Origin of the sequence: Pseudomonas sp. T8 (assembly GCF_024610635.1) — a bacterium.
Lineage (GTDB): Bacteria > Pseudomonadota > Gammaproteobacteria > Pseudomonadales > Pseudomonadaceae > Aquipseudomonas > Aquipseudomonas chlororaphis_I.
The window spans coordinates 3,511,004-3,536,763 of sequence record NZ_CP102374.1; the positions used below are offsets into that span (position 1 = coordinate 3,511,004).

At 65.3% G+C, this 25,760-nt stretch carries 21 protein-coding genes and 1 pseudogene; 10 read left to right on the forward strand and 12 right to left on the reverse strand.

Going from position 1 to position 25,760, the window contains the following annotated elements; genetic code table 11:
- Window positions 1-165 precede the first annotated feature (165 nt).
- The gene (locus NRG23_RS15785; protein ID WP_257375043.1) at window positions 166-1,836 is read left to right on the forward strand and encodes a ShlB/FhaC/HecB family hemolysin secretion/activation protein; all 1,671 of its coding nucleotides are present in this window, start codon (window positions 166-168) and stop codon (window positions 1,834-1,836) included.
- A 63-nt stretch (window positions 1,837-1,899) separates the two neighbouring features.
- On the opposite strand, the pseudogene NRG23_RS15790 reads toward NRG23_RS15785, so the two are convergent.
- From NRG23_RS15790 to NRG23_RS15800, 3 genes and pseudogenes are all read right to left on the reverse strand, one after another.
- Window positions 1,900-2,274, reverse strand: a pseudogene (locus NRG23_RS15790) (autotransporter outer membrane beta-barrel domain-containing protein); the annotation flags it as partial.
- 6 nt (window positions 2,275-2,280) lie between these two features.
- Window positions 2,281-2,694 carry a response regulator gene (locus tag NRG23_RS15795; protein WP_009046798.1) on the reverse strand — a complete coding sequence of 138 codons (414 nt, stop codon included), beginning with the start codon at window positions 2,692-2,694 and terminating at the stop codon, window positions 2,281-2,283.
- Between the two features lie 74 nt (window positions 2,695-2,768).
- Window positions 2,769-2,981, reverse strand: coding sequence for a Flp family type IVb pilin (locus NRG23_RS15800; protein WP_009046797.1), 213 nt, complete (start codon window positions 2,979-2,981; stop codon window positions 2,769-2,771).
- 322 nt (window positions 2,982-3,303) lie between these two features.
- Here NRG23_RS15800 and cpaB point away from each other — a divergent pair, with 322 nt between their 5' ends.
- From cpaB to NRG23_RS15830, 6 genes are read left to right on the forward strand one after another with little or no spacing between them, the layout of a single operon-like run.
- Window positions 3,304-4,242, forward strand: coding sequence for a Flp pilus assembly protein CpaB (gene cpaB, locus NRG23_RS15805; protein WP_053268132.1), 939 nt, complete (start codon window positions 3,304-3,306; stop codon window positions 4,240-4,242).
- Between the two features lie 20 nt (window positions 4,243-4,262).
- Window positions 4,263-4,430, forward strand: a complete 168-nt coding sequence (locus NRG23_RS15810) for a hypothetical protein (RefSeq protein WP_164485438.1) — start codon at window positions 4,263-4,265, stop codon at window positions 4,428-4,430.
- Complete coding sequence (locus NRG23_RS15815) at window positions 4,427-5,617, forward strand: protein TadZ (RefSeq protein WP_016703788.1); 1,191 nt, start codon at window positions 4,427-4,429, stop codon at window positions 5,615-5,617. Before NRG23_RS15810 ends, NRG23_RS15815 begins: the two co-directional genes overlap by 4 nt.
- Window positions 5,614-6,888, forward strand: a complete 1,275-nt coding sequence (locus NRG23_RS15820) for a CpaF family protein (RefSeq protein ID WP_257375044.1) — start codon at window positions 5,614-5,616, stop codon at window positions 6,886-6,888. Before NRG23_RS15815 ends, NRG23_RS15820 begins: the two co-directional genes overlap by 4 nt.
- 18 nt (window positions 6,889-6,906) lie before the next feature.
- The gene (locus NRG23_RS15825) at window positions 6,907-7,791 is read left to right on the forward strand and encodes a type II secretion system F family protein (protein WP_110176082.1); all 885 of its coding nucleotides are present in this window, start codon (window positions 6,907-6,909) and stop codon (window positions 7,789-7,791) included.
- 1 nt (window position 7,792) lies between these two features.
- Complete coding sequence (locus NRG23_RS15830; RefSeq protein ID WP_009046791.1) at window positions 7,793-8,680, forward strand: type II secretion system F family protein; 888 nt, start codon at window positions 7,793-7,795, stop codon at window positions 8,678-8,680.
- A 98-nt stretch (window positions 8,681-8,778) separates the two neighbouring features.
- Here NRG23_RS15830 and NRG23_RS15835 read toward each other — a convergent pair whose 3' ends face one another.
- Together NRG23_RS15835 and NRG23_RS15840 are read right to left on the reverse strand one after the other, a co-directional pair.
- Window positions 8,779-9,570, reverse strand: a complete 792-nt coding sequence (locus NRG23_RS15835; protein WP_009046790.1) for a response regulator transcription factor — start codon at window positions 9,568-9,570, stop codon at window positions 8,779-8,781.
- A gap of 124 nt (window positions 9,571-9,694) precedes the next feature.
- On the reverse strand, window positions 9,695-10,165 hold the full coding sequence (locus NRG23_RS15840) for a prepilin peptidase (RefSeq protein WP_038630516.1): 471 nt from the start codon (window positions 10,163-10,165) through the stop codon (window positions 9,695-9,697).
- 75 nt (window positions 10,166-10,240) lie between these two features.
- Between NRG23_RS15840 and NRG23_RS15845 the strand changes: the two genes are divergently transcribed.
- Window positions 10,241-10,687, forward strand: a complete 447-nt coding sequence (locus NRG23_RS15845; RefSeq protein ID WP_110176081.1) for a TadE/TadG family type IV pilus assembly protein — start codon at window positions 10,241-10,243, stop codon at window positions 10,685-10,687.
- On the forward strand, window positions 10,684-13,452 hold the full coding sequence (locus tag NRG23_RS15850; protein WP_257375045.1) for a PAS domain-containing sensor histidine kinase: 2,769 nt from the start codon (window positions 10,684-10,686) through the stop codon (window positions 13,450-13,452). The genes NRG23_RS15845 and NRG23_RS15850 overlap by 4 nt, the downstream gene beginning before the upstream one ends.
- On the opposite strand, the gene NRG23_RS15855 is transcribed toward NRG23_RS15850, so the two are convergent.
- The 6 genes from NRG23_RS15855 to pbpC form a co-directional block, all read right to left on the reverse strand.
- On the reverse strand, window positions 13,437-15,383 hold the full coding sequence (locus NRG23_RS15855; RefSeq protein WP_257375046.1) for a TadG family pilus assembly protein: 1,947 nt from the start codon (window positions 15,381-15,383) through the stop codon (window positions 13,437-13,439). The genes NRG23_RS15850 and NRG23_RS15855 overlap by 16 nt on opposite strands.
- 133 nt (window positions 15,384-15,516) lie before the next feature.
- Entirely contained in the window at window positions 15,517-16,074 is a 558-nt protein-coding gene (locus NRG23_RS15860) for a DUF4136 domain-containing protein (RefSeq protein ID WP_007928685.1), read from the reverse strand.
- A gap of 112 nt (window positions 16,075-16,186) precedes the next feature.
- Window positions 16,187-16,798 (reverse strand): DUF4136 domain-containing protein, encoded by a 612-nt coding sequence (locus NRG23_RS15865; protein ID WP_124310285.1) that lies wholly within the window; start codon window positions 16,796-16,798, stop codon window positions 16,187-16,189.
- Window positions 16,799-16,810: 12 nt separating this feature from the next.
- Complete coding sequence (locus NRG23_RS15870) at window positions 16,811-17,560, reverse strand: methyltransferase (protein ID WP_009046783.1); 750 nt, start codon at window positions 17,558-17,560, stop codon at window positions 16,811-16,813.
- Entirely contained in the window at window positions 17,560-17,862 is a 303-nt protein-coding gene (locus NRG23_RS15875) for a MazG-like family protein (protein ID WP_009041990.1), read from the reverse strand. The genes NRG23_RS15870 and NRG23_RS15875 overlap by 1 nt, the downstream gene beginning before the upstream one ends.
- A 67-nt stretch (window positions 17,863-17,929) precedes the next feature.
- Complete coding sequence (pbpC, locus tag NRG23_RS15880; protein WP_135007084.1) at window positions 17,930-20,236, reverse strand: peptidoglycan glycosyltransferase PbpC; 2,307 nt, start codon at window positions 20,234-20,236, stop codon at window positions 17,930-17,932.
- A gap of 222 nt (window positions 20,237-20,458) precedes the next feature.
- Here pbpC and NRG23_RS15885 point away from each other — a divergent pair, with 222 nt between their 5' ends.
- Window positions 20,459-20,752 (forward strand): hypothetical protein, encoded by a 294-nt coding sequence (locus NRG23_RS15885; protein WP_007921634.1) that lies wholly within the window; start codon window positions 20,459-20,461, stop codon window positions 20,750-20,752.
- 79 nt (window positions 20,753-20,831) lie between these two features.
- Here NRG23_RS15885 and NRG23_RS15890 read toward each other — a convergent pair whose 3' ends face one another.
- The gene (locus NRG23_RS15890) at window positions 20,832-25,736 is read right to left on the reverse strand and encodes an alpha-2-macroglobulin (protein ID WP_257375047.1); all 4,905 of its coding nucleotides are present in this window, start codon (window positions 25,734-25,736) and stop codon (window positions 20,832-20,834) included.
- Between the last annotated feature and the right edge of the window lie 24 nt (window positions 25,737-25,760).

Sequence of the window (25,760 nt, forward strand, 5' to 3'; positions counted from 1 at the left end):
CTACAGCGCCTACGCTTGGTTGGAGACGAGGGATTCGATTGAGTCTCTCGTCTTTTTCTTGTCTGGAGCATGACGGTTGCAGTACTTGATCAAGGCCAAGACCCTGACAAGCGCCGCCGACTGAAGTACCTCTCGCGTTGCTGCGACTTGACCATGGAGTGTCCTATGCGCGCTTTGGCTCCCTTGCTGTTAGTCTCGCTTTGCTCATACGTCCACGCCGAAAACCTTCCCAGCTTTCTCAATAGCAACGAAACCATCCGCAACCTGCCGGTGCCCAACCTGCCGGCCGACGCCTATCGCCCCACGACCCCGGCGCCCAAGCTGGCGCCACCCACGGAACCCCAGGCCCAGCCCCTGATGATGGGCACCACCGTCAACGTCAGCACCGTGCAGATCGAAGGAGGCACCCTCTATCCGCTGAACGAGCTGGCGGAGATCTACAAGCCGCTGATCGGCCATGAAAGCACCCTGGCGCAACTGATCGAAGCCACCCGGGAAATCACTCGCCGCTACCAGCAGGACGGCTACCTGTTGTCCTACGCGTTCCTGCCGCAACAGAACTTCGACCAGGGTACCGTGCGCGTGGTCCTGGTGGAGGGCTACATCAAGGACTATCAACTGCAGGGCGATATCGGCCCGGTCTCGGCCTACCTCGACAAACTGGTGGCAAAACTCAAGGCTGAACGGCCGCTGACCCGCAAGACCTTCGAGCACTACACCACCCTGATGAGCCGCATTCCCGGGGTCACCCTGCAAGCCCAGGTGCCGCCACCGGGCACCACCGACGGCGCGGCCTACCTGATTGCCCAGGCCAGCCGCAAACCCTTCACCAGCAGCCTCAGCACCACCGACGACAACCGCAATGGCCTGCAAGCCCTGCTGGCGGTCAGCAGCAACTCGCAGACCGCCATGGGCGAGCAGGTAACCCTCAGCGGCCTGTTCCCGCCGGGGGACGATCACGAGCATTACTACCGCCTGGACTACAACCAGTTTCTCAATGACGAAGGCACCCAGCTGAGCCTGTACGGCACGCGCTACCGCGCCGACCCGGGGACCAATGTGCAGCTCGACAATGGCCTCGAACTCAAGCCCCATCGGGAAAACGATCGCTACTCCATAGGCTTGAGCCACCCGGTCATCGCATCGCCCAACGAACTGCTGATCCTGGGTTCGCGCCTGTACGCGGTCAACGACAAGACCCGCTATCAAGTGGTGGGTTATCCGCAGAGCGTCGAACTGAAAACCAACGTTCGCGCCCTGGCCTTCGAGGGTGACTGGCGCAAGGCCAACGCACGCCAACTGCGGATTCTCAGTGCCGGGGTGTACCAGGGGCTGGACGCCCTGGGCGCGAAGACCAACGACGACCTGTATGACCTGGACTTCTTCCGCGTGCGCCTGTCCGGCGTGCAGAGCGACAAGTTCTTCGACAACTGGCAAGGGGTGCTGTCGGCGGCCCTGTACTGGAGCCGCGACAACCTGCCCGACAGCGAGCGCGCGGTGTTCGGCGGGCAGAACTTCGGCCGCGGTTACCCCGACGACCAGGCGTCCGGCGACAAGGGCTGGGGCGCGGCCTACGAGGTGAACTACAGCTTCAATCGCGAAGACCGCTGGCTGCGAATCCTCCAGCCGTACGTGGTGCTGGATCGCTCGCGCACCTGGTTCAACGAACTGCCGGTCAAGGGCAACAACCTGTCATCGGCCGCCGTCGGCCTGCGCTTTGGCGACGCCAAGTACTACAACATCTCCCTCGAAGCGGCCAAGCCGATGTCCGATGAAGCGCTGGACACCCACAACCGCCGCCCGCGCTACACCCTGAGTTTCAGCTACCAGTTGTAAAAAGCCCCTCAAGCCAAACGAACACGACCCGCTCGAAGGCGGGTCGTCTTGTCCAGGCGAGCATCAGAAGTCGTAGCGCACCTTGGCGGTGAAGGTGTCGGCAGAGAAGTCGGTCTTGGTCAGGTAGTTGTAGGAACCACCCAGGCACCGACGCGATAGGTCGCGCCCAGGCTCGTTTCATAACTGTCGCGTACCGGCGAGGCACCGCTGGTGGTGAATGGCGTGCCCCCCCAGGACAAAGGTCGAGGTGGTGCTGGCCTTGTCAGCGATGAAGTCGTGCCAGGCCATGACCCTGGCTTCCGTCTCCAGGCTGTCCTGGCCCAGATCGAACGCGGCGGCCAGGCGCGCGCCGATGCCCAGCTCGCCCACTTCGTAACGCTGGCTGGCGACATTCAATTCCACCGAGCTGCCTTTTTCCCGGTACGAATCGATCATCACGCAGGTTCAGGGATTGACCAGATGAATGTGCGGTTGCGGGAACAGCGTATTCAGGGTCTCCAGCAGGCGCACGTGGTAGATGGGTTTGCGGAACAGGTCCAGCACTTGCAGGCGCAGCAGGTCGCTGACGTCGTCCATGTCGGCATGACCCGAGGTGACGATCACCGGCAGGTGCTGGCGGGAGGTGTGATCGCGCAGTCGCCGGATCAGCGACAGGCCACTCTCCTCCGGCATGCGCAGGTCGGTGATGACCAGCGCGATGTCGGGGTGTTGAGTGAGATGGGCCAGGGCGAGCTTGACCGAGGTCGCGGTGAAGCAGCAAAAGCCTTCACCTTCCAGCAGCTCGGCCAGCTCGAGCAGCGCGTCCTCTTCATCGTCCACGAGAAGAAGCTGCTGGCGTGGAAACGAAGAGGCGCTCATGGGCAATACCTGAAAGTGACTGCGTATTGAGGGTATCGATGCCTCGATAAAGCCTTGAGGGTCCGTATTACGACTTATTCAGGTTCACCTTCTAATGCCAATTTCAGCGTCTCGAAAGTGCCGGTGATAGCGAGCGAAATATCAGGTACAAATGCCGCGATGGCCACGGCCACCATACCGGCGATAAGTGCGTATTCGATCCCTGACGCCCCCTCGTTGTCCTTGAGGAAACGCAGGAGCCGGGAGGTCTGAAGGGCGATCCATTGGGTGGCGAGAATGAAGAACATCTGATTTCTCCTCAATGCACCGAGTGTTGCAGCGTTGCAACATGATTCCCCTGTGCCACCACAGCATTGTCAACAAACTTCCAGCCAACAACTGTAAGAACTGATTAATCATTAAGTATTAGTTCGTTCCCTTGGCGTCAAAAAAACGCGGCATCGGACAGGGCGCGGAGGAGCCAAGTTATTTTCTCAACAGTAATGGCGTTTTGTTGCAGCTGTTCTACCTTCAAATAGCGAAATAGTTGCATGTTCATAGCTGCCTGATTGCGAAATTGGCTCGTTGGAATTTGCGAGTCGGTGATGCAGCGGGAAAGGGAGAGCCGTCATGAACAGTCGTATCACTATGGGGTTGGCTGGGGTGTTTCTGGTGGGGGCCCTCATTGCCGGTTACTGGGGTGTGGCATTGAGTCGTCGGCCCGCAGCGGAAACTGTAGCGCAGCCTTCCCCCACCACCGTGCAAACCGTCACCGCTTCCGCCGAAGATGCGACCCGCCAGCCCGTCGCGGTGCTGGTCCGCGACATCCCTCCATTCGTTCCCATCAAGGCTGGCGATGTCACGCTGGAGCGGCTGCGCACCGCCCCCGCCGGTAGCCTCAAAAGCCTCGATCAGGTCATCGGACGCACCCCATGGCGGGCGCTGTCGGCGGGGACCTGGCTGAGCGAGGAAAGCTTCGAAGCCGGTGGCAGCGTGGCCCGCATGATCCGTCCCGATGAGCGCGCCCTGGCGGTTGCAGTAGACGAAGTCATCGGCGCCAGCGGGCAACTGAGCCCTGGCGACTACGTCGATGTGCTGCTGTTCCTGCGCCAGGACAGCAACAACCTGCTGCCCTCGGCCCAGGTCGTGGTGCCGGCCCTGCGGGTACTTGGCATCGGCGAGCAATTGGGCCTGACCAACGATGGCAAGCCGGGCTCGCCGCCCGCCAGTGCCGAGGAAAAACTCAAACAGGACCAGCGTCGCCTGAACGCGCGCAGCGTGTTGCTGGCGGTCCCGGAACCCTTGCTGAGCCGCTTGATGCTTGCGGCCCAGGCCGGCGTGCTGCGCCTGGCGGTACGCAGCGCCGACGAGAAACGCCTGGCGCATTACTGGGCGGGCGAAAAAAGCGCATCGAAGCATCTGCAAAACGCCGACAGGTCCTTGATCCAGTTCAACCAGCTGGCCCTGTCCACCTCCCCTCCCTCCACCGGCAGAACCTTCGACGCCGCAGCGCGTCGCGCCCAGATAGAAGTCATACGCGGCATCGAAGCGAGCCAACAAACACCCTGATCATGCAAGGACACTTCTTCATGTCCAATGATTCCCAGCCCCTGTGCAAAGGCCTGATCCGGGCCCTGATGTCGAGCGGTGTGCCTGTCGAGGGCGACGTACCGCTGCGCAACCACGACCCGGACGGGTGCCACCCGTACTCCCTGGAAAACCGCAACTTCAATCAACGCAGTGGGCTATCGCAATGAGTCAGAACCTGAGCCAGACCTTCCTCGCGATCACCCGCAACGGCACCGACCTGGAATGGCTGCAAGGCGCCCTGGCGCCACTCGGGCAGGTGGTCAGCGCGGGCAGCGGCAGCCTCGACGAGTTGCTGGCGCTGGTGGATGTGACGTGCGCCAGCCTGGTCTTCGTCGGCCTCGATCGCGAGCATGTGGTCACCCAGGCGGCGCTGATCGAGGGCGCGCTGGAGGCCAAGCCGATGCTGGCCATCGTCGCCCTGGGCGACGGCATGGACAACCAGCTGGTACTCAACGCCATGCGCGCCGGGGCCCGCGACTTCGTGGCCTACGGCTCGCGCTCCAGCGAGGTAGCCGGCCTGGTACGGCGCCTGAGCAAACGCCTGCCCCAGGTCACGCCAAGCACCCAGCTCGGCGGCCTGACCGTGCTCTACGGCACCCAGAGCGATGCCGATGGCGCCCTGCTCGCCAGCCATCTGGCGCTGGTGGTGCAGAAGAGCGGCCAGCAGACCCTGTTGCTCGACCTCGGCCTGCCGCGCGGCGACAGCCTGGCGCTGCTGGGGCTGGAAAGCTCGTTCCACTTCGGCGATGCCTTGCGCCATCTGCGGCGCCTGGATGCGACCCTGATCGACAGTGCCTTCACCAGCACCGAAGCCGGGCTGCGGATCCTGGCCTACGCCGGCCATGACGAGCCGCTGGAGCGCACCAGCGCCGCCGAGCTGTACATGCTGCTCAGCGCCCTGCGCCAGCATTTCCAGCACATCGTGGTGAACCTCACCGGGCAACCGGACAGCGAAGCCCTGCGCACCTTCGTCGGCCATTGCGACAAGTTGCTCTGGTACACCGACCAGAGCGTGCTCGACTGCCGCCGCAACCTCGCGGTGCTCAACCTCTGGCGCGAAAAAGGCATGAAGCTGGAACACGCCCGCCTATTGGTCGACCGCTACCTGCGCGGGGTCGCGCCGGATGCGGAAACCCTGGGCAAGAGCTTTGCCCTGGAAGTGATCGCGGTCCTGGCCTACAGCCCCGAGGTGCGTCTCAACGCGAAAAACCAGGGCGTCACCCTGTTCGAACTGGCCCCCCGCGAAGGCCTCACCCAAGCCCTGAAGACCCTCGGCGAGCGCCTGGCCAGGCGCTCCCAAGGACTGCCCACGGCAAGGCCCGGCTGGTTCGAGCGCCTCAGGGGAAGTCGATGAGCACAGAAAAACTTTTTGGCGCCCAGCCCCACAGCCCCATCGGCAACACCGATCACGAAGGCCTGAAACTGGTGCTGCATCGCTACGTCATCGACGCCATCGAGGAGTCGGGAAAAAACCTGCTGGAAGGTTCGCGCCAGGCACTGGCACGCTTCATTACCGACAAGGTGGCCGAGTACATCTCCCGCCTGCACCTGGCGATTTCCCGCTATGAAATGGAGCGCCTGGCCGAAGAACTGGTGGACGAACTCACCGGTTTCGGCCCGCTGGAAGTGTTGCTGCGCGACCCGGCAGTGACCGAGATCCTGGTCAACGGCCCGCACCGGGTGTTCGTCGAGCGCGATGGCGTGCTGCACCAGAGCGACCTGCGCTTCATCGACGCGCACCATGTGGAGCGGGTCATGCAACGCATCCTCGCGCCCCTGGGCCGACGCCTCGACGAGTCCTCGCCCATGGTCGATGCCCGGCTGCCCGACGGCAGCCGGGTCAACGCCATCATCCCGCCGATCGCCCTCGACGGCCCTTGCCTGTCGATCCGCAAATTCCGCAAGGACATGCTCAAGAGCAGCGACCTGATGGCCATGCAGACCATCGATCAGGCCATCTTCGAATTCGTCCAGGAGGCCGTGGGCAAGCGTTGCAACATCCTGATCAGCGGCGGCACCGGCACCGGCAAGACCACCCTGCTGAATATTCTCAGCCAGTTGATCAACCCTCACGAACGCCTGGTGACCATCGAGGACGTGGCCGAACTGCAACTGGGCCATCCCCATGTGGTGCGCCTGGAAACCCGTCCGCCGAACGCCGAAGGGCACGGCGAGGTCAAGGCCAGCGACCTGATCCGCAACGCCCTGCGCATGCGCCCGGACCGGATCATCCTCGGCGAGATCCGTGGCGTCGAAGTGCTCGATGTGCTGACGGCGATGAACACCGGCCACGACGGCTCCATGAGCACCGTGCACGCCAACAATGCCCAGGATGCCCTGCTGCGCCTGGAAACCCTGGTGGGCCTGACCGGGCGCCAGGTGGCCGAACGCACCCTGCGGCAGATGATCTGCGCGGCCCTGGACGTGGTGATTCAACTGACGCGCCTGCCCGATGGCCGGCGCTGCGTCAGCGAGGTGGTGGAAGTGGTCGGCGTGCGCGAGAACATCTACGTCACCAACACCCTGTTCCGTCTGAACCGACGTAGCGGTTTCGGCTTTCTGCGCGAAGCGGCCAACCCCGCTGGCGACAAGCTGCGATGCGACGCCGACTTGCCCATCAACTGAGCCAGGGAGCGCCACCGCATGCTGGGTCCCGTGCTGCTTGCCCTCCTGTGCCTGACCCTGCTGGGGCTGTCGGGCTGGATGTTCTACAGCGGCCTGCGCCAAGCCCGCACCGCCCGGGTGCTCGACCGCCTGGCCCAGGGGCAACCGCAACCGAGCGTGGAAAAGACCTCCTGGAACCGGCTTGAAAGGGCCTTTCTGCGCGCCGGCCTCGGTCGTCCCACCGAGCGCCTGGGGCTATGGCTGGTGGTCTGGGCCGCGGGCTGCATGCTCGGGTATGGGCTGGGCAAGTGGCCGGGGTTGCTCGCCCTGCTCGTCGCGCCTCCCCTGTTGCTGCGCCTGTACATCAGTTGGCTGTACCGGCGGCGCCTCAAGCGCATGATCGAACAACTGCCGCCATTGCTCGACCATGCCGTGCGCAGCCTCAAGTCGGGACGCACCCTGGCCGACGCGGTGCTGGGCGGCATCGCGGCCGCCGACAATCCGTTGCAGCACGCCATGGGCCGGGTCCAGCGCAACGTGTTGCTGGGGGTCAACCTGCCGGATGCGGTGGCCGACTTCGCCGAACTGTACGAGCGCGATGAACTGCGCCTGTTCGCCCTCGGGCTCAAGGTCAACCACCGCTATGGCGGCAATGCCAGCGAGCTGCTGGAAAACCTGATCAAGCTGATCCGCGAGCGCGACCAGGCCGCCCGGCAACTGCGCGCCATGACCGGCGAAACCCGTATCACGGCGATGGTCCTCGCGGCCCTGCCGGTGTCACTGGCCGGCTATTTCCTGATAGCCAACCCGACCTACCTGATGAGCATGTGGAACCAGAGTGGCGGCCAGATGATGCTGCTGGCCGCCTTCGGGTTGCAGGTCGTCGGTTGCGCGCTGCTCTGGCGCATGCTGCGGAGTGTTTGACATGACGGCCTTGCTGATCAGTGCGCTGCTGTTTCTCGCCGCCATGCTGCTGATGCTGAGCAGCTGGCTGGAGCAGCGCCGGCGCACGCGCCAGGTGACCGAACGCCTGCTGGGACACCTGGCGCGCGACAACCCACTCGGCAACTGGCTGCATGTGCTGGGCGACAGCAAGATCGGCCAGCATGCGGTCAGGCTCGACAACGAAACCCAGTTGCTGCTCAACCGCCTGGGCTGGCGCAGCGCGCGGCAACGCTCGCTGTTCGCCGCCTGCCAGATCGGCGTACCGATTCTCGCCCTGGGCCTGACCCTGGTGATCCAGGGGGTGTTTTTCCCGGCGGCGAAAAACCACTGGGTCGCCCCGGTGTTCGCCCTGAGCCTCGGCTACCTGTTGCCCAAGCGTCTGCTGGCCATGGCCGCCAGCAGGCGGCAGAAACAATTGGCGGTCGATATCTCCACCTTCATTCCCCTGCTGCGCATCCTGTTCGAATCGGGCATGGCGGTAGAACAGGCCCTGCGGGTGTTGAGCAAGGACGCGCAGAAACTGCTGCCGGCCCTGACCCAGGAATTGCGCCTGGTGCTGGCCCGGGTGGATTCCGGCCTGGAACTGGGGGAAGAACTGAACAAGTCCGCGCGACTGCTGGCCGTCGATGAGTTCACCGACACCTGCGTGATCCTTCAACAACTGATCCACCAGGGCGGTGGGGCGATGAAGTCGTTGCAGTCGCTCAAGCTGCTGCTCGATGACCGGCGCCTGACGCGCCTGCAGGAATACATCTCAACGATGTCGGCGAAAATGTCCGTGGTGATGATGCTGTTTCTCTTCCCGGCGCTACTGATCGTCCTGGCCGGACCTGGCGTCAGCGCCATTGCCCGGGCTTTCGCCCAATAGATAGAAGGACGCCGCGGCTCACAGCGAATGACAAAAGCCGGCCTGCAGGACGCAGCAAACCCTCGGGACTGCCGGGGTTTGCTGCGCGTCGGGAGGGATCAGTGCGCGGTCACGCGCTGGCGCAACCCCGAGTTGCTGGGTGCCAGCGCCAATGCCAGTTGGGTGCGGTTGTGCATATGGGTCAGGCGCAGTACCTGGGACACATAGAGCTTCACAGTGTTTTCCGTGATCCCCAGTTCACAGGCGATCTGGTAGTTGGTCTGCCCCTTGCCCACCAGGCGAGCCACATCCAGCTGCCGGGGCGACAGCTGGCTGAAGATCGCCGGGATTTCGACCTGCTCCACCTCGCCGCCGCCCTGGTCCGACGCCTGCGTCGTCGGTGGCGCGAGTGGTGCGCGACGCACTTTGTCCAGATCCTGGTACAGGTCGTCGATGGATTCGGAAAGGAACTGCAGCTTCTGGTTCAGATGCCCCAGCTGCAGGTTTTTCTGCCGCTCCTGCAAGGTCGCTTCCTGGCGCTGCAGGCCGGCCAGCAGTTCATCGAGGTCGATGGGTTTCTGGTAGTAATCGGCGATACCGGCGCGCAAGGCCTTGATCACATCCTGCTTGTCGGCCTGGCCGGTGAGCATGATGGCTTCGAAGACCCGATGCTTGCCGGCGATACGCTGCAGTTCCTGCACCAGCTGGATGCCATCGAGATCGGGCATGTGCAGGTCGCACAGCACCAGGCCGATTTCAGCATCTTCATTGAACTGCTGGATCGCCTGACGGCTGGACTCACAAGGGACACAGCGATAACCGCTGCCTTCAAGAAACTCGCAAAGCTCTTCGACTATCAGCGACTGGTCGTCGACCACGAGTACTTTGATGCCGGATATAAGCTTGTTCACGCGCAACTCCATGCCTGGCAAGCCCAAGACGAATGTTCCTGCCCTGCCGCGTCCACTTCGGGCAGGTACAGGATAAACGTAGACTACTTTCCGACTATGTACATAGAGATAGGCCGCACGACGACTAGCGGATCCACAGCAGGGTCAGGGCCATGCCGACAAGGACAAAAGGGGCAAAGGCGTACTTTTGCCCCTGCCGCGGATCGAGGTGGCGCAACGACCTTGCCAGCGGTTGGTCGGCAGCGGGCAACAGCCTGGGCGCGAGCAGCCACCACAGGCCGCTGGCCAGCGCGGCACCGATGAAGGTACCCAGCAGGTGCAAGGGGTCGGACGCCAGCCCCAGGGCCGCCAGGAGCTTCACGTCACCGCCGCCCATCCGACCCAGCACATAGCCCGGCACGGTCAGCAGCAACGCCAGCAACAGCGCCTTGCCCCCGTCCACCGCATCGGCGCCCAGCCAGGTGTTGCCGGCCCACAGCAAGTAACCCAGCGCCAGCAGCGCGACCCCCAGGGTCAAGCCGTTGGCGAGATGACGCTGGCGGATATCCTGCACCGCACACAGCCCCAGCCAAGCCAAGAGAATCCAGTTCTGCATCGGTTAAAAAACATCCCTTCTGGCTGAATGATCCTATGCTGACATGACCCACTAGCAGTCAGGGTAGACGCCGCCGTGAAAGTGAACCTGCCGGGAAAACAAAAAGGTACCGTGGCCATCGAGTTCGCCATGGTCTTCATCATCTTTTTCGCCGTGTTTTATGGCCTGGTCAGCTACAGCGTGCCGCTGTTGATGGTGCAGTCCTTCAACAAGGCGACTGCCGAAGCGGTGCGGCGCAGCGTCGCCCTGGACCCGACCATGCCCGGTTATGACGCCGCCCTGATAGCACGCGCGAAGACCACCTTGCGCGAGCAACTGACCTGGATTCCAGAGGCCTTCGACTTCGACGCCAACAGCGCCAGCGATGCCACCGTGACTTACGCGGGCGGCCTGCTCACAGTGCGGGTCCACTACTCCACCGACAAGCTCAGGCAGGTCATCCCCTTCCTGGTGCTGCCGGGCATGGGCAGCGTGCCCGCCCTGCCGGCGAACCTCAGCGCTCAGTCGAGTCTGCAATTTTGAGCTCGGGCGACAAACTCCTCGGGCGCTTTCTCGGCCGGACCACGCCCCAGGCGCTTCCTCCCGCGCCGCCCCTGGCCACGCCCGGGGTCGGCCTGCTGGTGCATCTGGACCACAACGCCCAGGTGCTGCAAATGACCGGCCCGCTGCGCCACGCCCTGGCCCAGCCACCGGCCGCCGAGGGACCGGCGCCGCTGCTGGATTACCTGCTGGCGCACAGCGCGCTGAGTGTCGAAGGCAGCCCTGGCGACTGGCAGGGGCACGTACTCGACCTGGACTTTCAGGGGGCTGGCGGGCAAACCCTGCACCTGCGCGGCTGGGTGCAACCGTCCACCCAAGGCTGGCTCCTGCACCTGCTGGATATCGGCGACCTGCTGCTGGAACGCCAGCAGGCGCAGCAGCGCCAGGACTGCCAGCAGTTCGCCGCGCAGATCAGCGAGCAACTGCGCCTGTGCAGCCTCTTCCGCCTGCCCGAGGTGCTGCATGAGCAACTCCATGCCCTGGCCCAGCACTGGCATATCCCCTGCCTCGCCCTGGCGCTGCTCGACGACCAGGAACAGGGCTGGTACATCCATGGCCTGTATCAGGCCGCCGATGCACCGCAGCTGTGGCACAAGGGCCAGGTCCTGGGTACCGGGCTGGACAGCCTGAACGGCAATGCCCCGCAGTCGCTGACCTTCACTCAAGGCCTCGGCGACCATCCGCGCCTGCAACGTGCGTTCGGCAACAGCGAAGGCTTTGTCGTGCCCTTTCGCGACGATCATGGCGTCGCGGCCTGGCTGCTCTGCGGCTTCTACCCGGTGCGCCAGCTGGCACCGCAATTGAGCGAACGGGACTGGCTGCAATTGAGCGCCGCCCTGGCCGGGCCCCTGCTCGGACGCTTGCGCGAACAACAGCACCATCACCAGCTGGAGCGCCTGGAGGCCCTGCAAGGTTTGCTCGGCACCGGTTGGTGGGAGCTGTTCCCGCAAAACAACGAGATCCAGCTGGCACCGCAGCTGGCCCTCAACCTGCTGCTGGAACCCCAGACCCGGCGCCTGTCGCTGCAGGCCTGGCTGGCGCTGATCCACCCCGCCGATCGCCAGGAGCTGAGCAGCCGCCTGCAGGAGTTGCGACAGGGTAAACCCCTGCTGCTCTGCGTACGCTTGCAACGGGCCGACCCGCAGTTGCCGGCCATCTGGTACCGCCTGCAGGGGCAAGCCCTGGGCATTGGCCAGAACCAGCGTTTTGTCGGCTTCATGCTGGACATCAGCGACATCAAGAACCAGGAACAGCAGGCAGCCGCGGCACACGCCCGGCTGGACAACCTGATCGCCCATTCGCCGGCGGTGATCTATGTCCAGCGCTATGTCGAGGGCGCGCTGCAGCCGACGTTTTTCAGCGACAGCCTGCAGCCGCTGCTCGGCTGGAGCCTGAACGACTGCAACGACGGCGCCCTGGCGGAACGGGTACATGCCGACGACCGCGACCGCTACTTCGAACGCAACCGGCAACTGCTGCGCGAAGGCGCGGTGCGCAGCCGCTACCGCCTGCTCGACAGCCGTGGCGAGTACCACTGGGTGCTAGACGAGGCCAGGCTGCTGCGCGACGACCTGGGCATGCCGGTCGAGGCCGTCGGCCTGTGGCTGGACGTCACCGACGCCACCCTGGCCGCCGAGCAGATCCGACTCAGCGAGGAGCGTTACCGGATCCTGGTGGAAGACTCCCCGGCGATGATCTGCCGCTACCTGCCCGACCTGACCCTGACCTTCGGCAACCGGCCCCTGGCGACCTACCTGGAATGCCCGCCCGAACAACTGGCCGGGGCCAACCTGGGTGACTGGCTGTCCGCCGAACAACACGCCGCCTTCGTGCAACGCATCCGCCAGCTGACCCCGGAATTTCCGGTCAGCACCGCGGAAATCAACCTGCAACTGCCGGGGCGTGAACACGCCTGGTGGGTCTGGTCCGACCGCGGGGTATTCGACGCGCAAGGGCGCCTGCGGGAGATCCAGGCCGTCGGCCGCGACAATACCGAAGTCCGTCGCTCCCAGCTGCAACTGATGCAAAGCGCGAAGATGGCCACCCTGGGTGAAATGGCCACCGGGCTGGCCCATGAAATCAACCAGCCGCTGAATGTCATGCGCATGGCCATCGTCAACGTGCTCAAGCGCCTGAACAACGGCGACGTGCAACTCGACTACCTGCAGGACAAGCTCAAGCGCATTGATGCTCAAGTCCAGCGGGCTGGCCGGGTGGTGGACCATATGCGGGTGTTTGGCCGCAGCTCGGAGATCGAGCAACAACCTTTCGACCCGGCCCAGGCCGTGGAAGGCTGCCTGTCGCTGCTGGCCGACGGCATGCGCGGCAAGGGTGTGGAATTGCGTATCGCGCCAATCGACTTCAAGGTGCAGGTCCGCGGCCACGTCGATCAGCTTGAGCAAGTCTTGATCAACCTGTTGGTCAATGCCCGGGACGCGCTGCTCGGCCGGCGCGAGCAGGATCCGGAGTTGCGGCCGTGGATCGCGATACGCGCCGAGCATGACGCGCAGCGGGTGCGGCTGCTGGTCGAAGACAATGCCGGCGGCATCGATCCGCGCCTGCTGGGGCGCATCTTCGAGCCCTTCTTTACCACCAAGCCGGTCGGCGTGGGCACCGGGCTCGGGCTCTCGGTGAGCTACGGCATAGTCGAGAACATGAGCGGCCGCCTGAGCGTCAGCAACGCCGACGCAGGCGCCTGTTTCTGCATCGAGCTGCCGCTGGTACAGAGCGATCAGAGCACCAGGTAAGCCCGGCCGGCCTGGCCGCAACTGAGGTTGGCGCCCACGTCGACCCGGCCCAGATCGATGCCCAATACCGCCAGGACATTGTTCAGCAGCGGGTCCAGCAACGGGCCGAGCAAGGCGCCGATCGCCGTGGCCAGCAGGCCGACCACACCGTTCAACGCCGACAACAGGGTATTGAGCACCACCCCGAGCAGGCTGCCGATGGTGGGTGGATGCTGAATCAGCGAGATTCCGGTCAGCGACTCGCGCAGGCTGCTGACCACATTCGCCGCAGTCACGCTGTGCCAATCGTCGTCCGCCAGCTCCTGCTTCATTTTCGGTGGATTGACGAAGGTGAAATTCGGCTCGTGGGTGCCGGCGATCGAGGTGTCGATCATCACCTCGCTGCCGCCGCCGGCAAACGAGACGCGCGCCCCGCAAGGGCCAAACAGCCCCTGGCAGGTCCTCGCACCGATATCCACCAGCGGCAACGGGCTCACACTGACCTGAGCGGTCGAAGACAGCCAGTTGCTGGCGTCCACCCGACCGACCTTGAGCTTGACCGCGGAGGTGGTGGTGTCGACGGAAAGGCTATTGTCGCTGTCGCTGACGCAGGTATAGCCGGTGACATGGCTGTCGCCGGCCGCCACCTCAAGGCTGATATCCAGGTTCGCGCCGTCCGGCAGGATCAGCAGGTCGGTCTTTACGCAGGAGCCGCCGAGGATGCAACTGAGGTTGGCGCTGAGCACCGTATTGAGCGTGACCACCACCGGCGACAGCAGGGTATTCACTGCCTGCAACACGCTGTTGATCAGCGAGAGATCCACCGTCAGCAATGCACGCACCTGAGCGGTACGCACATAGATGCGATTGGGCCCCAGCGGGTCGGCGGCGGCCAGTTCCGGGTTGCCGATCGCGAACTCGGGGGGTGACACGATCTTGACCCGGGTGGTGACGCCCGCCAGCCCCAACACACTCACCGGCAGCTCGACGGCCGCGGCGCTCTGGCTGCTGGCCAGTTGCAGGAATGCCTCGACCAGGCTCAGCAGCTGGACGTTGGCATCCAGCCCGGAGTCCGCGGTGCCGGTCTGCAACTTCAACAGGTCACCCAGCTTCACCGGGACCGTATTGATCGCAGCGGCCTTGATGCTGCCCAGGGCTGTCAGCACCTCGAGGGTGGCGCCATTTCTCTCGGCCACGCTGATGGCGGTCTGGAGCAGTTGGGTAATGTCGGTATCGACGTCGAGCAGCTCACTGTAGTTTCCGGCGCTCACATTCAGGTCGATGGCCAGCTGATTCAGGTAGCTCAACAGGTTGATGTCGGTATCGACCAGGCCTTGCCAACCGAGCAGGCTGACATTGATCGCGCTACCCGCCAGGCCACCGAGGGCCCCGTTCAACAGGTTGAGATCGACCAGCGTGCTGCGAATCGTCAATTGCGCCAGCGGCGGCTTGGGCTGAGCCGCCACCGCCGTGGCACTCAATGAAGTCGTGGCGCTAACGGGATTGTCGGAAAACAGATTGGTTACACCGAGGGCAATGCTGGTGGGCACCCTCTCACTGACCACCACCCGGATGGCGCTGGCCTGGCTGGTATTGGGGCTGAAGGTGCGCAGGTTGTCGGCACCGGTCTGCAGCGAGCCGCAGGTGGCTGTCAGTTCACGTTTGTAAATATCCGGATTATCTGGATCCGATACCACAAAGCCGTTGCGCGCCGCGCTTTCTTTCGCATACCTATCAGCGCTGCCCCCCGCCTGGCAATTGCCACCCCGCGCCACCGCCTCCAAGGCAGCGTTATCGGCCACTCGCTGCAACTCGCGCTGATCCAGGTACAGGCGCCCGCTGTCGACCACCACCAGCGTGCACAACACCGCCGTGCCCAACGCCAACGCCCCTATCAGACCAATAGCGCCACGCTGCCGAGCCGGTCCGGAAAACTGCGTGCGGGAAAACATGGAGCACTCCTTTGCCGGCGCACCGCCGGGCGCAACCTCCGCTGGGTGAAAGGAGTGTAGTCAAGGCTGCAACACAACGCTGGCGACCTGCCAGCGCTGTGTTTGGGAAGTGGCCGCGGTGGAATGCCGCGACTTACCTGGGTGGATAGTTCGCCAGGATCCGGCCGACGGTCTCCCTGATCGCCGTGCTGCGATCGGCGGGGTTCGGCGTGCTGCTGAGTATCTGCTCGTCGCTGCCGCGCCACACCAGCTTGCCGTCCTTGCCATCGAGCAGGTCGATCTGGATGGTGGCGACCTTGTAGGTGATGTTGCGGGTTTCGTTGTACATCGGCGCGCCCCAGTAGCCGTTCCACGGGCCACCCCAGCCGCCGCCGTAATTGGTGGTGACCTGCTGCTGGCGGTTCTCGACGATCAGGTAAGTCTGGACGTTGAGATCAGCCTTTTTGCCCGCCGCGGCCGGACGCAGGCCGCGCTGGTCCAGTTGGTCGCTGACCGCCTGGCGGATGCGCTGTTCGGTCAGGTCGCTCTTGATCCGCGGATCGTCGGGGCGGTATTGCAGGGCGGGTTCCTTGAAGCTCCAGCTGCGATAGGCAGCGAAGTCGCGACTGGCGTCGAAGTCATGGTTGACCTGGTTGGCGGCGCAGGCGCTGAGCAGCGCGGCCAGGGCCAGTAAAGCAAGAGGGCGGAACATGATGTGTCTCCAGAAGAGCAAATGCACCTGAAGGGATGTCGCTAGGTCTGTACGAAAGTTGGCGAGCGAAGCCTGTTTTCAACCCAGCCCATCGCGCAGCTTCGTACGGAGCCTAACTAGGAGGATACGCCGCCATGGCCTTTTCCACAGCCTCGCGCAACGCATCGGCGCGCTCGCTCAGGCTGCCCTGGCTCGAGGTTTCCGCGCTGGCGCTCCACACCGGCTGGCCACTGCCGCCGTCGAACAGGTTGACCCGCACCACCACGACTTCCACCTCGTAGGTACGCACCACCGGCACTGTGTTGTACATGCCGTAGCCGGGGCCGTAGCGGTTGTAGCCATAACCTCCGTAACCGTAGCCGTAGTCGTCCTGCACCTGGCGCAGGCGCTTTTCCAGGTGCAGGTCGGCGCTGACCCACAGGTCCGCCGGGCGGTTGTCGTGCAGCGGGCGCAGGCCGCGCTGGTCGAGGGCATTGCTGACCGCCTCGGCGACCTGCGCCGAATCGGCCCAGGCCGAGCCGTTGGGCAGGCGCCCGTCGCGCCAGGCCCAGCTGCGATAGCGGCCATAGTCGCGCTGGGGCGCCGGATAGGCGCTGCGGTCGAAGGTGCCGGCCGCCTGCGGGGGCGCCGGCGGCAACGGATTGGAACTGGCGACATAGGGATTGGGGCTCTGGCAGGCCGCCAGCCCCAGGGACAGCACAAGCAAACCAGCGTGGCGTTTCATTTCGGGCTCCGCTCAGACCGGACGGCAAATCCAGTGCAGGTAACGCCCAAGCCCGGCAAAGCTTGGGTGACGACGATAGGCCAATTCCATTTCCAACAGATCCAGCAACTCGGCGCGGGCCTGGAATTCCACCGGCATGTAGTCGTGGAAAACCCGTACCCCGCTCTGGGTTTCGACCTGCCACAAGCCGTCGAGTTGCGCCGCCAGCTCCCGTGGATCGAGGGGCTGTTGCGGGGTCAGGCTCTGCTTCTCGCCGGCCATGTCGTTCTTGCGCATCTTGCGAAAGTGGCCCTTGAGCAGGTTGCGATAGATCAGCGCATCGCGGTTGTAGAAGGCCAGCGACAGCCAGCCGTCCTGAGTGGTCAGTTGATGCAGCACCGGCAGGATCGCGTGGGGCTCGGCCAGCCATTCCAGCACCGCATGGCACAGCACCAGGTCGTAGGGTTCGGTGAGCTGGCCCAGCAGGTCCTGCCAGGGCGCCTGGATAAAGGTCGCCTGCTGGCCGGCCTCGGCGAAGCGCTGGCGGGCGCCTTCGAGCATCGGTTCGGCCGGCTCGGCCAGGGTCACCTGGTGGCCACGCTGGGCCAGCCACAACGACATGTGCCCCAGCCCGGCGCCGATATCCAGCACTCGCAGCGGCCGGTCCGGCAAGGCTTCGGCCAGGTCGGCCTGGAGCACCGCCAGGCGGATCGCGCCCTTGGCGCCGCCGTAGATCTTTTGGGCGAAACGGGTCGCCAGCTGGTCGAAATGACGATCGCTCATCAGCTGAACCGCCGTTCGCTGTCGGCCAGCTTGCTGCGCACCACCTGCTCCAGGTCCAGGCCCAGCTCGCTGCACAGCAGCAACAGGTACAGCACGATGTCACCGACTTCCTGGCCGGCGTGGGCCAGCTTGTCCGCCGGCAGTTGCCGCGACTGGTCTTCGCTCAGCCACTGGAAGATTTCCACCAGCTCGGCCATCTCCACGCTGGCGGCCATGGCGAGGTTCTTCGGGCTGTGAAATTGCCGCCAGTCATTGCGGTCGCGAATGGCGTGCAGGCGTTGGGTCAGTTCGTCTAGGTTCATCGGGGTCTCCTGAAGGCGTATAGCTTCGGGGGGATGGCGAGTGAAGGCAAGGCCCGTACCGCCCCTCTCAATCGATAACGCTGAACTCGACCCGCGCCGTCTGCCCGCCTTCGTCCAGCACGCTCAGTTGATAAGGCCCCAAGCGTTCGAAGCTGGCGTTGATACTGTCCTGGTTGGCACTCTCGCCCAGCGGCTCGCCGTTGACGAACCACCAGCGCCGGCCGCTGCCGCCCAGGGCCGACAGCTTGAGCCGCAGCAGTTCCTGGCTGGCCGCCGGGCGACGCAACCGATCGCCCTCGCGCACGCCGACGATGGACAAAGGCGCCGCTGCCGCCAGGGCTGGCCCCGGGCAATCCGGGTCGTTGGCCGGCAGGCGCGCTTCACGCCGTTCGATGCGCGGCAGCCAGGGCTCCAGCGGCGCCGGCCACAGCGCGATATCCCGCGCCTGCGCCCCCGGGCACTTGGCGTCGACCCGCAGGCCCTTGGCATTGACCCAGACTTTTTCCAGCAGGCCGACCCCCAAGGGTTGATCCGCCGCCTGCAAGGTCGGCGGTGTGGTGCCGTCCAGGGTCCAGGCGAAACGCTGGCGGCGGCAGTTCGGATCGCTGCGGCTCATGGGCTGGCCCAACGGCCAACAGATCGCCGCCACCCCGACATTCATCGGCACCGGCTGTACCGGCGCGCCGATACCGCGCTGGCTGTCGCGGTTGATCAGCACATCGTGCACTTGCAGCATCAAGGGCGCCGCCGAGGCCAGGCCGAACTGGCCCGGCACCGGGGTGCCGTCCGGGCGGCCGATCCAGATGCCGATCAGGTAGCGCGGCCCGACGCCGATCGCCCAGGCGTCGCGAAAGCCATAACTGGTGCCGGTCTTCCAGGCCAGCACCGGGCGCTGCACCAGTTCGGCCCGCGGGTCGCGGTCCGGGCGCGCCTGGCCGCTGAGAATGCGCCGCACGATCCACGCCGAACCGGGGGACAGCAAGGGCCGCTCGCGCAACTCATCGTCCGGTTGCAGGCGGAGGCTGGCGCTCTTGCCGCCACGGGCGAAGGCGCTGTAGCCGCTGACCAGGTCCTCCAGGCGGCTGCCGGCGCCGCCGAGAATCAGCGCCAGGTTCGGTTCCGCCAGCGCCGGCAGGGTCAGGGGCATGCCGCCGATGCGCATCTCGGCGGCAAACCGTTTCGGTCCGTAGGCTTCCAACAGTTGCACCGCGGGCAGGTTCAGCGAAGTGGCCAGGGCCGTGCTGGCCGACACCGCGCCGCTGAAGCCCATGGAAAAGTTGCCCGGCCGGTAGTCGCCATAACGCCGCGGCACGTCTTGCAGCAGCGATTCGGAATGGATCAACCCGGCATCCAGCGCCATGCCATAGAGGAAGGGCTTGAGGGTCGAACCCGGCGAGCGCATGGCGCTGATCATGTCGACATGGCCGAAGCGCCGCGCATCGTTGATATCCACCGAACCCAGGTAGGCGCGCACGGCCATGCTCTGCGCCTCGACCACCAGGATCGCCGCCGAGGTGTGTTCCGGCAGGCGTGCGCGCCAGCCCAGCAGCAGGTCTTCCAGGCGGCGTTGCAGGTTGGCGTCCAGGGTGGTGCGGATCAGCGGCGGGCTGTCCGGACGGTTCAGCCGGCGCGCCAGCAAGGGCGCCAGGCTCGGCTCCAACCGTGGCGCCAGCAACAGGGGTTCCTGCAACGCTTCATCCACCGCCGACTGCGGCCAGACCTGGAACTGCGCCAGGCGCTGCAGCACCTTGTCCCGGGCCGCCTGTGCCCGCGCGGCATGCCGGTCCGGGCGCAGCCGGCTCGGCGCCTGGGGCAGCACCGCCAGCAGCGCGGCCTCGGCGTGGGTCAGGTGCTGCGGCGACTTGCCCAGGTAAGCCCAGCTGGCCGCGGCCACCCCTTGCAGGGTGCCGCCGAATGGCGCGCGGTTGAGGTAGAGCGTGAGGATCTGCTGCTTGCTCAGGTGCCATTCCAGCTGCGCGGTGCGCCACAGCTGGCGCAGCTTGCCGTGCCAGGTTCGCGAGTGCGGATCGAGCAAGCGCGCCACCTGCATCGACAGGGTGCTGCCGCCGGACAACACCCGCCCGCCGGTGAGGTTCTGCCAGGCAGCGCGCACCAGCGCCATCGGGTTGACCCCGGGATGGCTGTAGAACCAGCGGTCTTCGTAGGTCAGCAGCGCGTCCAGGTAATAGGGCGAGACTTCATCGGTGCGCACCGGATAACGCCAGACGCCATTGGCATCGGCGAAGCGCCACAGTGGCGTGCCATCCTCGGCCAGCACCACCCGCGCCAGGTCATCCTTGGGCAGCGGCAGCGGCCAGATACGGTCGGCCAGCCAGAGCCCGGCCCACAGCAGCAACAGGCCGCCCAGCACCATCCGCAGGACTCGCCAGCCACGGCGGCCGCCCGGTTGCGCCGATGGCAAGCCGGGCGACCGGGCCTGGCCGAATATTCGCCCCCCGAAACTGCGCAGGCGCGATACAACTAATCGAAAAATCAAACCCGCGAACCTCTATGCTTGAACGGAACTCGCCAGCGCGATTGATGGCCAAAGGCTCAGGTCTGGCAAGCACGCCAACTTTTTCATCAGGATGCACGCATGCAGGTAGAAAGCTTCTTTGAATGGCTCGGCCAGGCGCTGGGCTCGGTCATACGGTTTATCGTCGATGGCCTCAGCGGTCTGTTCAACGCCCTGACGAACGCCGGCGGCAACTTTATCGACGGCTTGTCGCGGGCGCTGGGCATGGACACTTCGATCATCAGCATCATCACCCTGATCGTCGGGCTGATGCTGCTGTACTCGGCGGTCCGCGCCTTCATGCGCGCCTCGATCGTCATGGGCATCATCTGGCTGCTGCTGGGGTTGTGGCTGCTGAGCTGGGTGGTGCACTGACCGATAGTCGACCGCTATGCGGTCGTATCGCGAGCAAGCTCGCTCCTGCATGAGGAACGAGCCTGCCGCAATCCCCCTCTCAACGCCCCTTGATCACCATCTCCGGCAGGGTTTCCCCCACGGCCTGCCAGTTCGGCCGGTACATCGACTCCACTTGCGGCGGCGGCACACGGTAGGTGCCGGGCGTGACCGCGCGTGCCAGGTACAGCAGGTGCGTGACGCTGTCGTAGCCGTCCAGGTTCAGCGCCGCCACGTAGCGGTCATCGCGGAACTCCTGGTGCTTGAGGCTGGCGTTCTGCATCGACTCACGCCATTCCTTGACCTGGCTGCTGGCGTTTTCCAGGCTGGCGGCGCTCTGCGCCAGGTTCTGGTTTTCCAGCTCCAGGCCGGCCGGCAGCAGGTCCACTACCAGCGCATCCGGCACCCGCTGCTTGGCGCTGACCGCCAAGTGCACCAGCACCAGGTCGCCGCTGCCCAGGGCCCGCAGGTCCAGCGGCTGGCCGTTCATTCCCAGGTATTCGCGACGAATGCTCAGGTTCTCGCCACCGGCCAGCGGCGCATGCTGTGGATAACCGGAAATGGTCAGTTGCTGGTACACCGGTTCGCTGCCCTGATTGCGCACCGACAACGGCGACGCCAACAATGCGCCTTGCAGTTTCAGGCCCGGCTGGCCGTTGTTCAGCTCGCGGCTTTCGGCGCCGCTGCTCAGTTGCGCGGTCCAGTTGGCTTCCGGCTTGCCCAGCAGGCCACGACCGGCGAGGAACAGCGAGTTGCGCTCCTGGGTCGACAGGTACGGGCTGGCCGCCAGTTGGTCGGACAGCTCGAACAGCCGCTCCTCGCGCTTGCCCTTGGCCAGGTCGTTCTCTTCCAGCAGCGCCAGGATCAGCGCCTGATCCCTTAGCGGGCTGCCATAGTCGGCCAGCCAGTCCTTGCTGTTGCGCGAGGCCGCAAGGCCGGCGGTCAAGGCCTGCTCGGCCCGTGGCTGGTCGCCCATTTTCTGCAGGGCGATGGCCAACTGCACCAGCGGCAGGCCGGAGCGGGCATCGGTGCGCCGTTCGAACAGGCTGCGCAGCGCGCCCAGCGGCGCCTGTTGACTGCGCGCCAGCACCAGCCCGGCGTAGGCCTGCACGGCAAAGCGCGTGTGCTCAGCGTTTTCGCTGTAGTTGACCTCGATCAGGTTGCGCTCCTGCAGGTAACGCAGCAGGCGTTCGTTGGCCTTCTTCAGCGCCTCGGCCGGCACCGCGAAGCCCTGGTCGCGGGCCCGCAGCAGGAAGTCGGTGACGTAGGCGGTCAGCCAGTATTCCTCTTCGCCGTCCGCGCCCCACAGGCCGAAGCTGCCGTTGTAGCGCTGCATGCCCAGCAGGCGTTCGATGCCCAGCTCGATCTTGCGCTTGCGCTCGGCATCCGGCTCGCCTTCCAGGCCCAGGCGTTTCAGGCTGACGGCATCGGCGTACAGCGCCGGGTACAAGCCGCTGGTGGTCTGCTCCAGGCAGCCGTAGGGGTAGGCCTTGAGTGCGCGGATCTGCTCGCCGAGGTTCAGCGGTGGCCGGCTCGACAGGCTCAGCAGCGCTTCGCGCCCGGCCGGTTCGAACGCCGCCAGCTCGCCTTCCGGCAGGCTCCACGGCTGATCCTTGAGCACCGCGCGGTAATGCCTGAGCAACGCCGGATAGGCCGGTCGCACCCCCAGGGTCCATTCGCGGCTGAACGGCGGCAGGCTCTCGCCGGGAAGATCCAGGCCATTGACCAGCACCTTGACCTTGCCCTGGCCGAAGCCACCCAGCGCCCGCACCGGGATACGCAGCGTGGTGCGCTGGCCCTGGGTCAGTTGCACGCTCTGATGGGTTTCGTTGACCAGCGCCAGCTGCCCTTCGGCGCTCAGTTGCACATCGAGTTTCTGCGCCTTGCCCGAGAGGTTGGACAGGTCCAGCGCCAGGGTGGTCTGGTCGCCGCCGGCGAGGAAACGCGGCGCCGACAGCTCGGCGATCAGCGGCGCGGCGACCACCGTCTTGCCTTCGGCCATGCCGTAGCGCTCGTCAGTCCAGGCCTGGGCCATCAGGCGCAGTTCGCCGTTGAAGTCGGGAATGTCGACGCTGACTTCGCCTTCACCCTGCTCGTTGAGGGTCACCGGTGCGCTTTGCAGGGCGACGATGGTGACGCTGGTGTCCGGACGCTTGCCGCCCTTGGCCAGCGCCGCGTCACCACCGAAGGCCAGGCTGGCCAGGCGGCCCTGGCCGGCCTCGATCAACTGCCCGTAGATATCCAGCTGGTCGGCGCCATAGGCCTTGCGCCCGAACAGGCTGGAGTACGGGTCCGGGGTCGGGTATTCGGTGATGTTGAGGATGCCCACGTCCACCGCCGCCAGCAGCACATGAGCCTCTTTCGGCACGCTGCCATCGGCGTTCTTCGCCTGGATCTTCACCTTGAGCGGCTGCTTGGGGCGCATTTTTTCCGGTGCCGTCAGGGTCAGGCCGAGCTTGCGCTGGGTGCGATCCAGCGGCAGGTGCAATACACCTACCGCGCGTTTCGGGGTGATGTTGGCCTTGCGCTCGCCGGGGCGGATGACCAGCGCGCTGACGTACAGGTCGTGGCGCGCCCACTTCGGATCGAGCTTGACCGCGAAGCTCTTGCCCTCGGCCGGCACGTCGATTTCCTGCCACCACAACGGGCCGTCACTGGACTCCACCAGCAGGTAACCCTTGCCGGCGGCCGGCGGGGTCACCGTGACGTTGGCGGTGTCGCCGTCGCCATACAGCGGTTTGTCCAGCGCCAGCTTGACCTGGTCGGGGCGCACCGCGCCGCCTTCGGCGTTGTCCTGGGAACGGTAGCCGGCCCAGAAACGCAGGCTGCTGACCAGCCCGGTCTGCGGATCCTCGACCTCGACGCGATAAGGGCCCCACTCCACCGGGAAGCTGACCTTCGCGGTATCGCCAGCCTTGATGCTCAGGGTCTGTTCGTCCTGGGTGAGGAATTTCTCGTTGAAGTGATAACTCCAGCCGTCGCTTTCCGAGTAGTTCCAGTAGTAGTCGCGGCGCTCGCGCACCAGGCGCACCTTGAGGTTGTCGGCGGCCAGCTTCTGGCCTTCGTTGTTGGCCACCAGCAGTTCGAATTCGACCGGGCCATCGCCGTCGGTTTCCGTGCCGTCGAACAGCGCCCGCAGCCCCGGCAACCGGTCCGCCGGCCACACCGGCAGCACCACCCGCCGGGTGATCGGGCGACCGCCCGATTCCTGCAGGCTGCCCTGGACGATCAGTTGCAGCGGCGAACGGGCCCCGGCCCATTTGCTTTCCAGGGCGATCACTTCTTCGCCGTTTTCATCCAGCGTCGACTCCTCGATCTCCAGGTCCTGGCTCAGCTCTTCTTCGGTGATCGAGCCGAACTGGTAGCCCGGCAAGGCCTTGACCGCCTCGCGCAGCGGCCGCACGTAAAGCTGGCCGCTCAGGCGATTACCGGCGGCCGGGGCGCCATACAGGTAACGACCGTTGACGCTGATCTCGACGGTCTCGTCCGGCTTGAGCGGTGTGTCGCTGCCCTTGAGTTCCAGCGCCAGGCGCTCGGGCAGGAAATCTTCCACGAGAAATTCGTAGAGCTGCGGCTTGCCGTCGCCGAGGTCGAACACCAGCTGCCAGCGCCCGGTCGGCGCTTCGCCGGCCAGTTGCAGCTGGTACTGATAAAGCCCCGAGGCATCGGCGTCCCAAACGAACTTGCGGCTGACCTGCTCATCCGGCCGGCGCACTTCGACGCTTACCGGCTGCGGCTTGACCGCATTGCCATCCTTGTCCCGCAGCAGCGCGTTGAGCAGCACGGTTTCGCCCGGGCGATACAGGTCGCGGGGGCCGAACACGAAGAACTGCAACGGATGGGGCTGTGGGCCGCCGATATTGAATTCGGCCAGGTCCAGGGCGGCGCCGTTCAAGCGCAGCAGGCTGGTCTGCTCGCCCTGGTGGGCCAGCAGCACTTCGGCTTTCTTCGGCAGCGGCAGCTCTGCATGGCCACCCTTCTCGGTCTTGCCCTGGCCGAGCACGCGACCTTCGCCGTCCAGCAGTTCCAGGCTGACGCCGTCCAGCGCCTTGCCGCCTTCCAGGGCCTGGGTAAAGACATCCAGGCGGTTCTGGTAACGGTGCACCGACAGGCCGATGTCGCTGAGGGTGAACAGGGTCGCCGGTTGCGAATAGTTGTAGGTGCCCGAGGCGCGCATCACCGCCAGATACACGCCCGGCTGTTGCAGCGGCTTGAGCCCGGCGATCGGCAGCAGCAGGGTTTCCCGGGTATTGCGCGCCGGGTTGAGGTCGAAGCGGCCGCCATACACCAGGTCGGCCATCGGCAGCAGTTCGCGGGACTCGTAACTGTGCAGGCTGTTATTGCGCCCCCACTGGGCGAGGAACACCGGCAGCGACTCAGGCTTGATGCGGAAGAATTCGACATCGACCTTGTCGACGTTCAGCGCGATCACCGGCAGGCCCTCGGCGAGACGGGTCGGCAACAGGGTGCCGCGGCTGGCGAAACCAACCGTGGCTTGCAGGTCGCGGGTTTCCAGGCGGCTGACGTATTCGGCGGCCAGGGTCGCGTCGTTCACTCCGCGCAGCCCGGCGTCGACGGTCAGCACCAGTTTGCGCTGCGGCTCCAGGTGCCGCAGGCGCAGTTCCATGAAGTTGTCCGACAGCTCCCAGGCGCCGTCGACCTTGCCGCTCTTGCTGTCCACCAGATGCAGCTTGTCGGCGAACTTCTGCTGCGGGTCCAGGGGCACCGAGAAACTCACCGACAGGGTGCTGGCCCCGTCGAGCTGCACCTCGGACACGTCCACCACGCTCAACTCGCGACCGGCGTAGCGTTGCTTGAGGACAGCGACATCCTGCACGGGCCGAGCCTTGGCCGCGGGCACCGCCGCTGTCGGAGCCGAAGTGGTCGCCGCCTTGTCGGAGGTCGAGGAATCGCAAGCGCTCAGCAAGGCCAGCGCACAGGCCAGGAACAATCCTTTGTTAAGCATGGGGCACTCATAGGCAGGAGTATC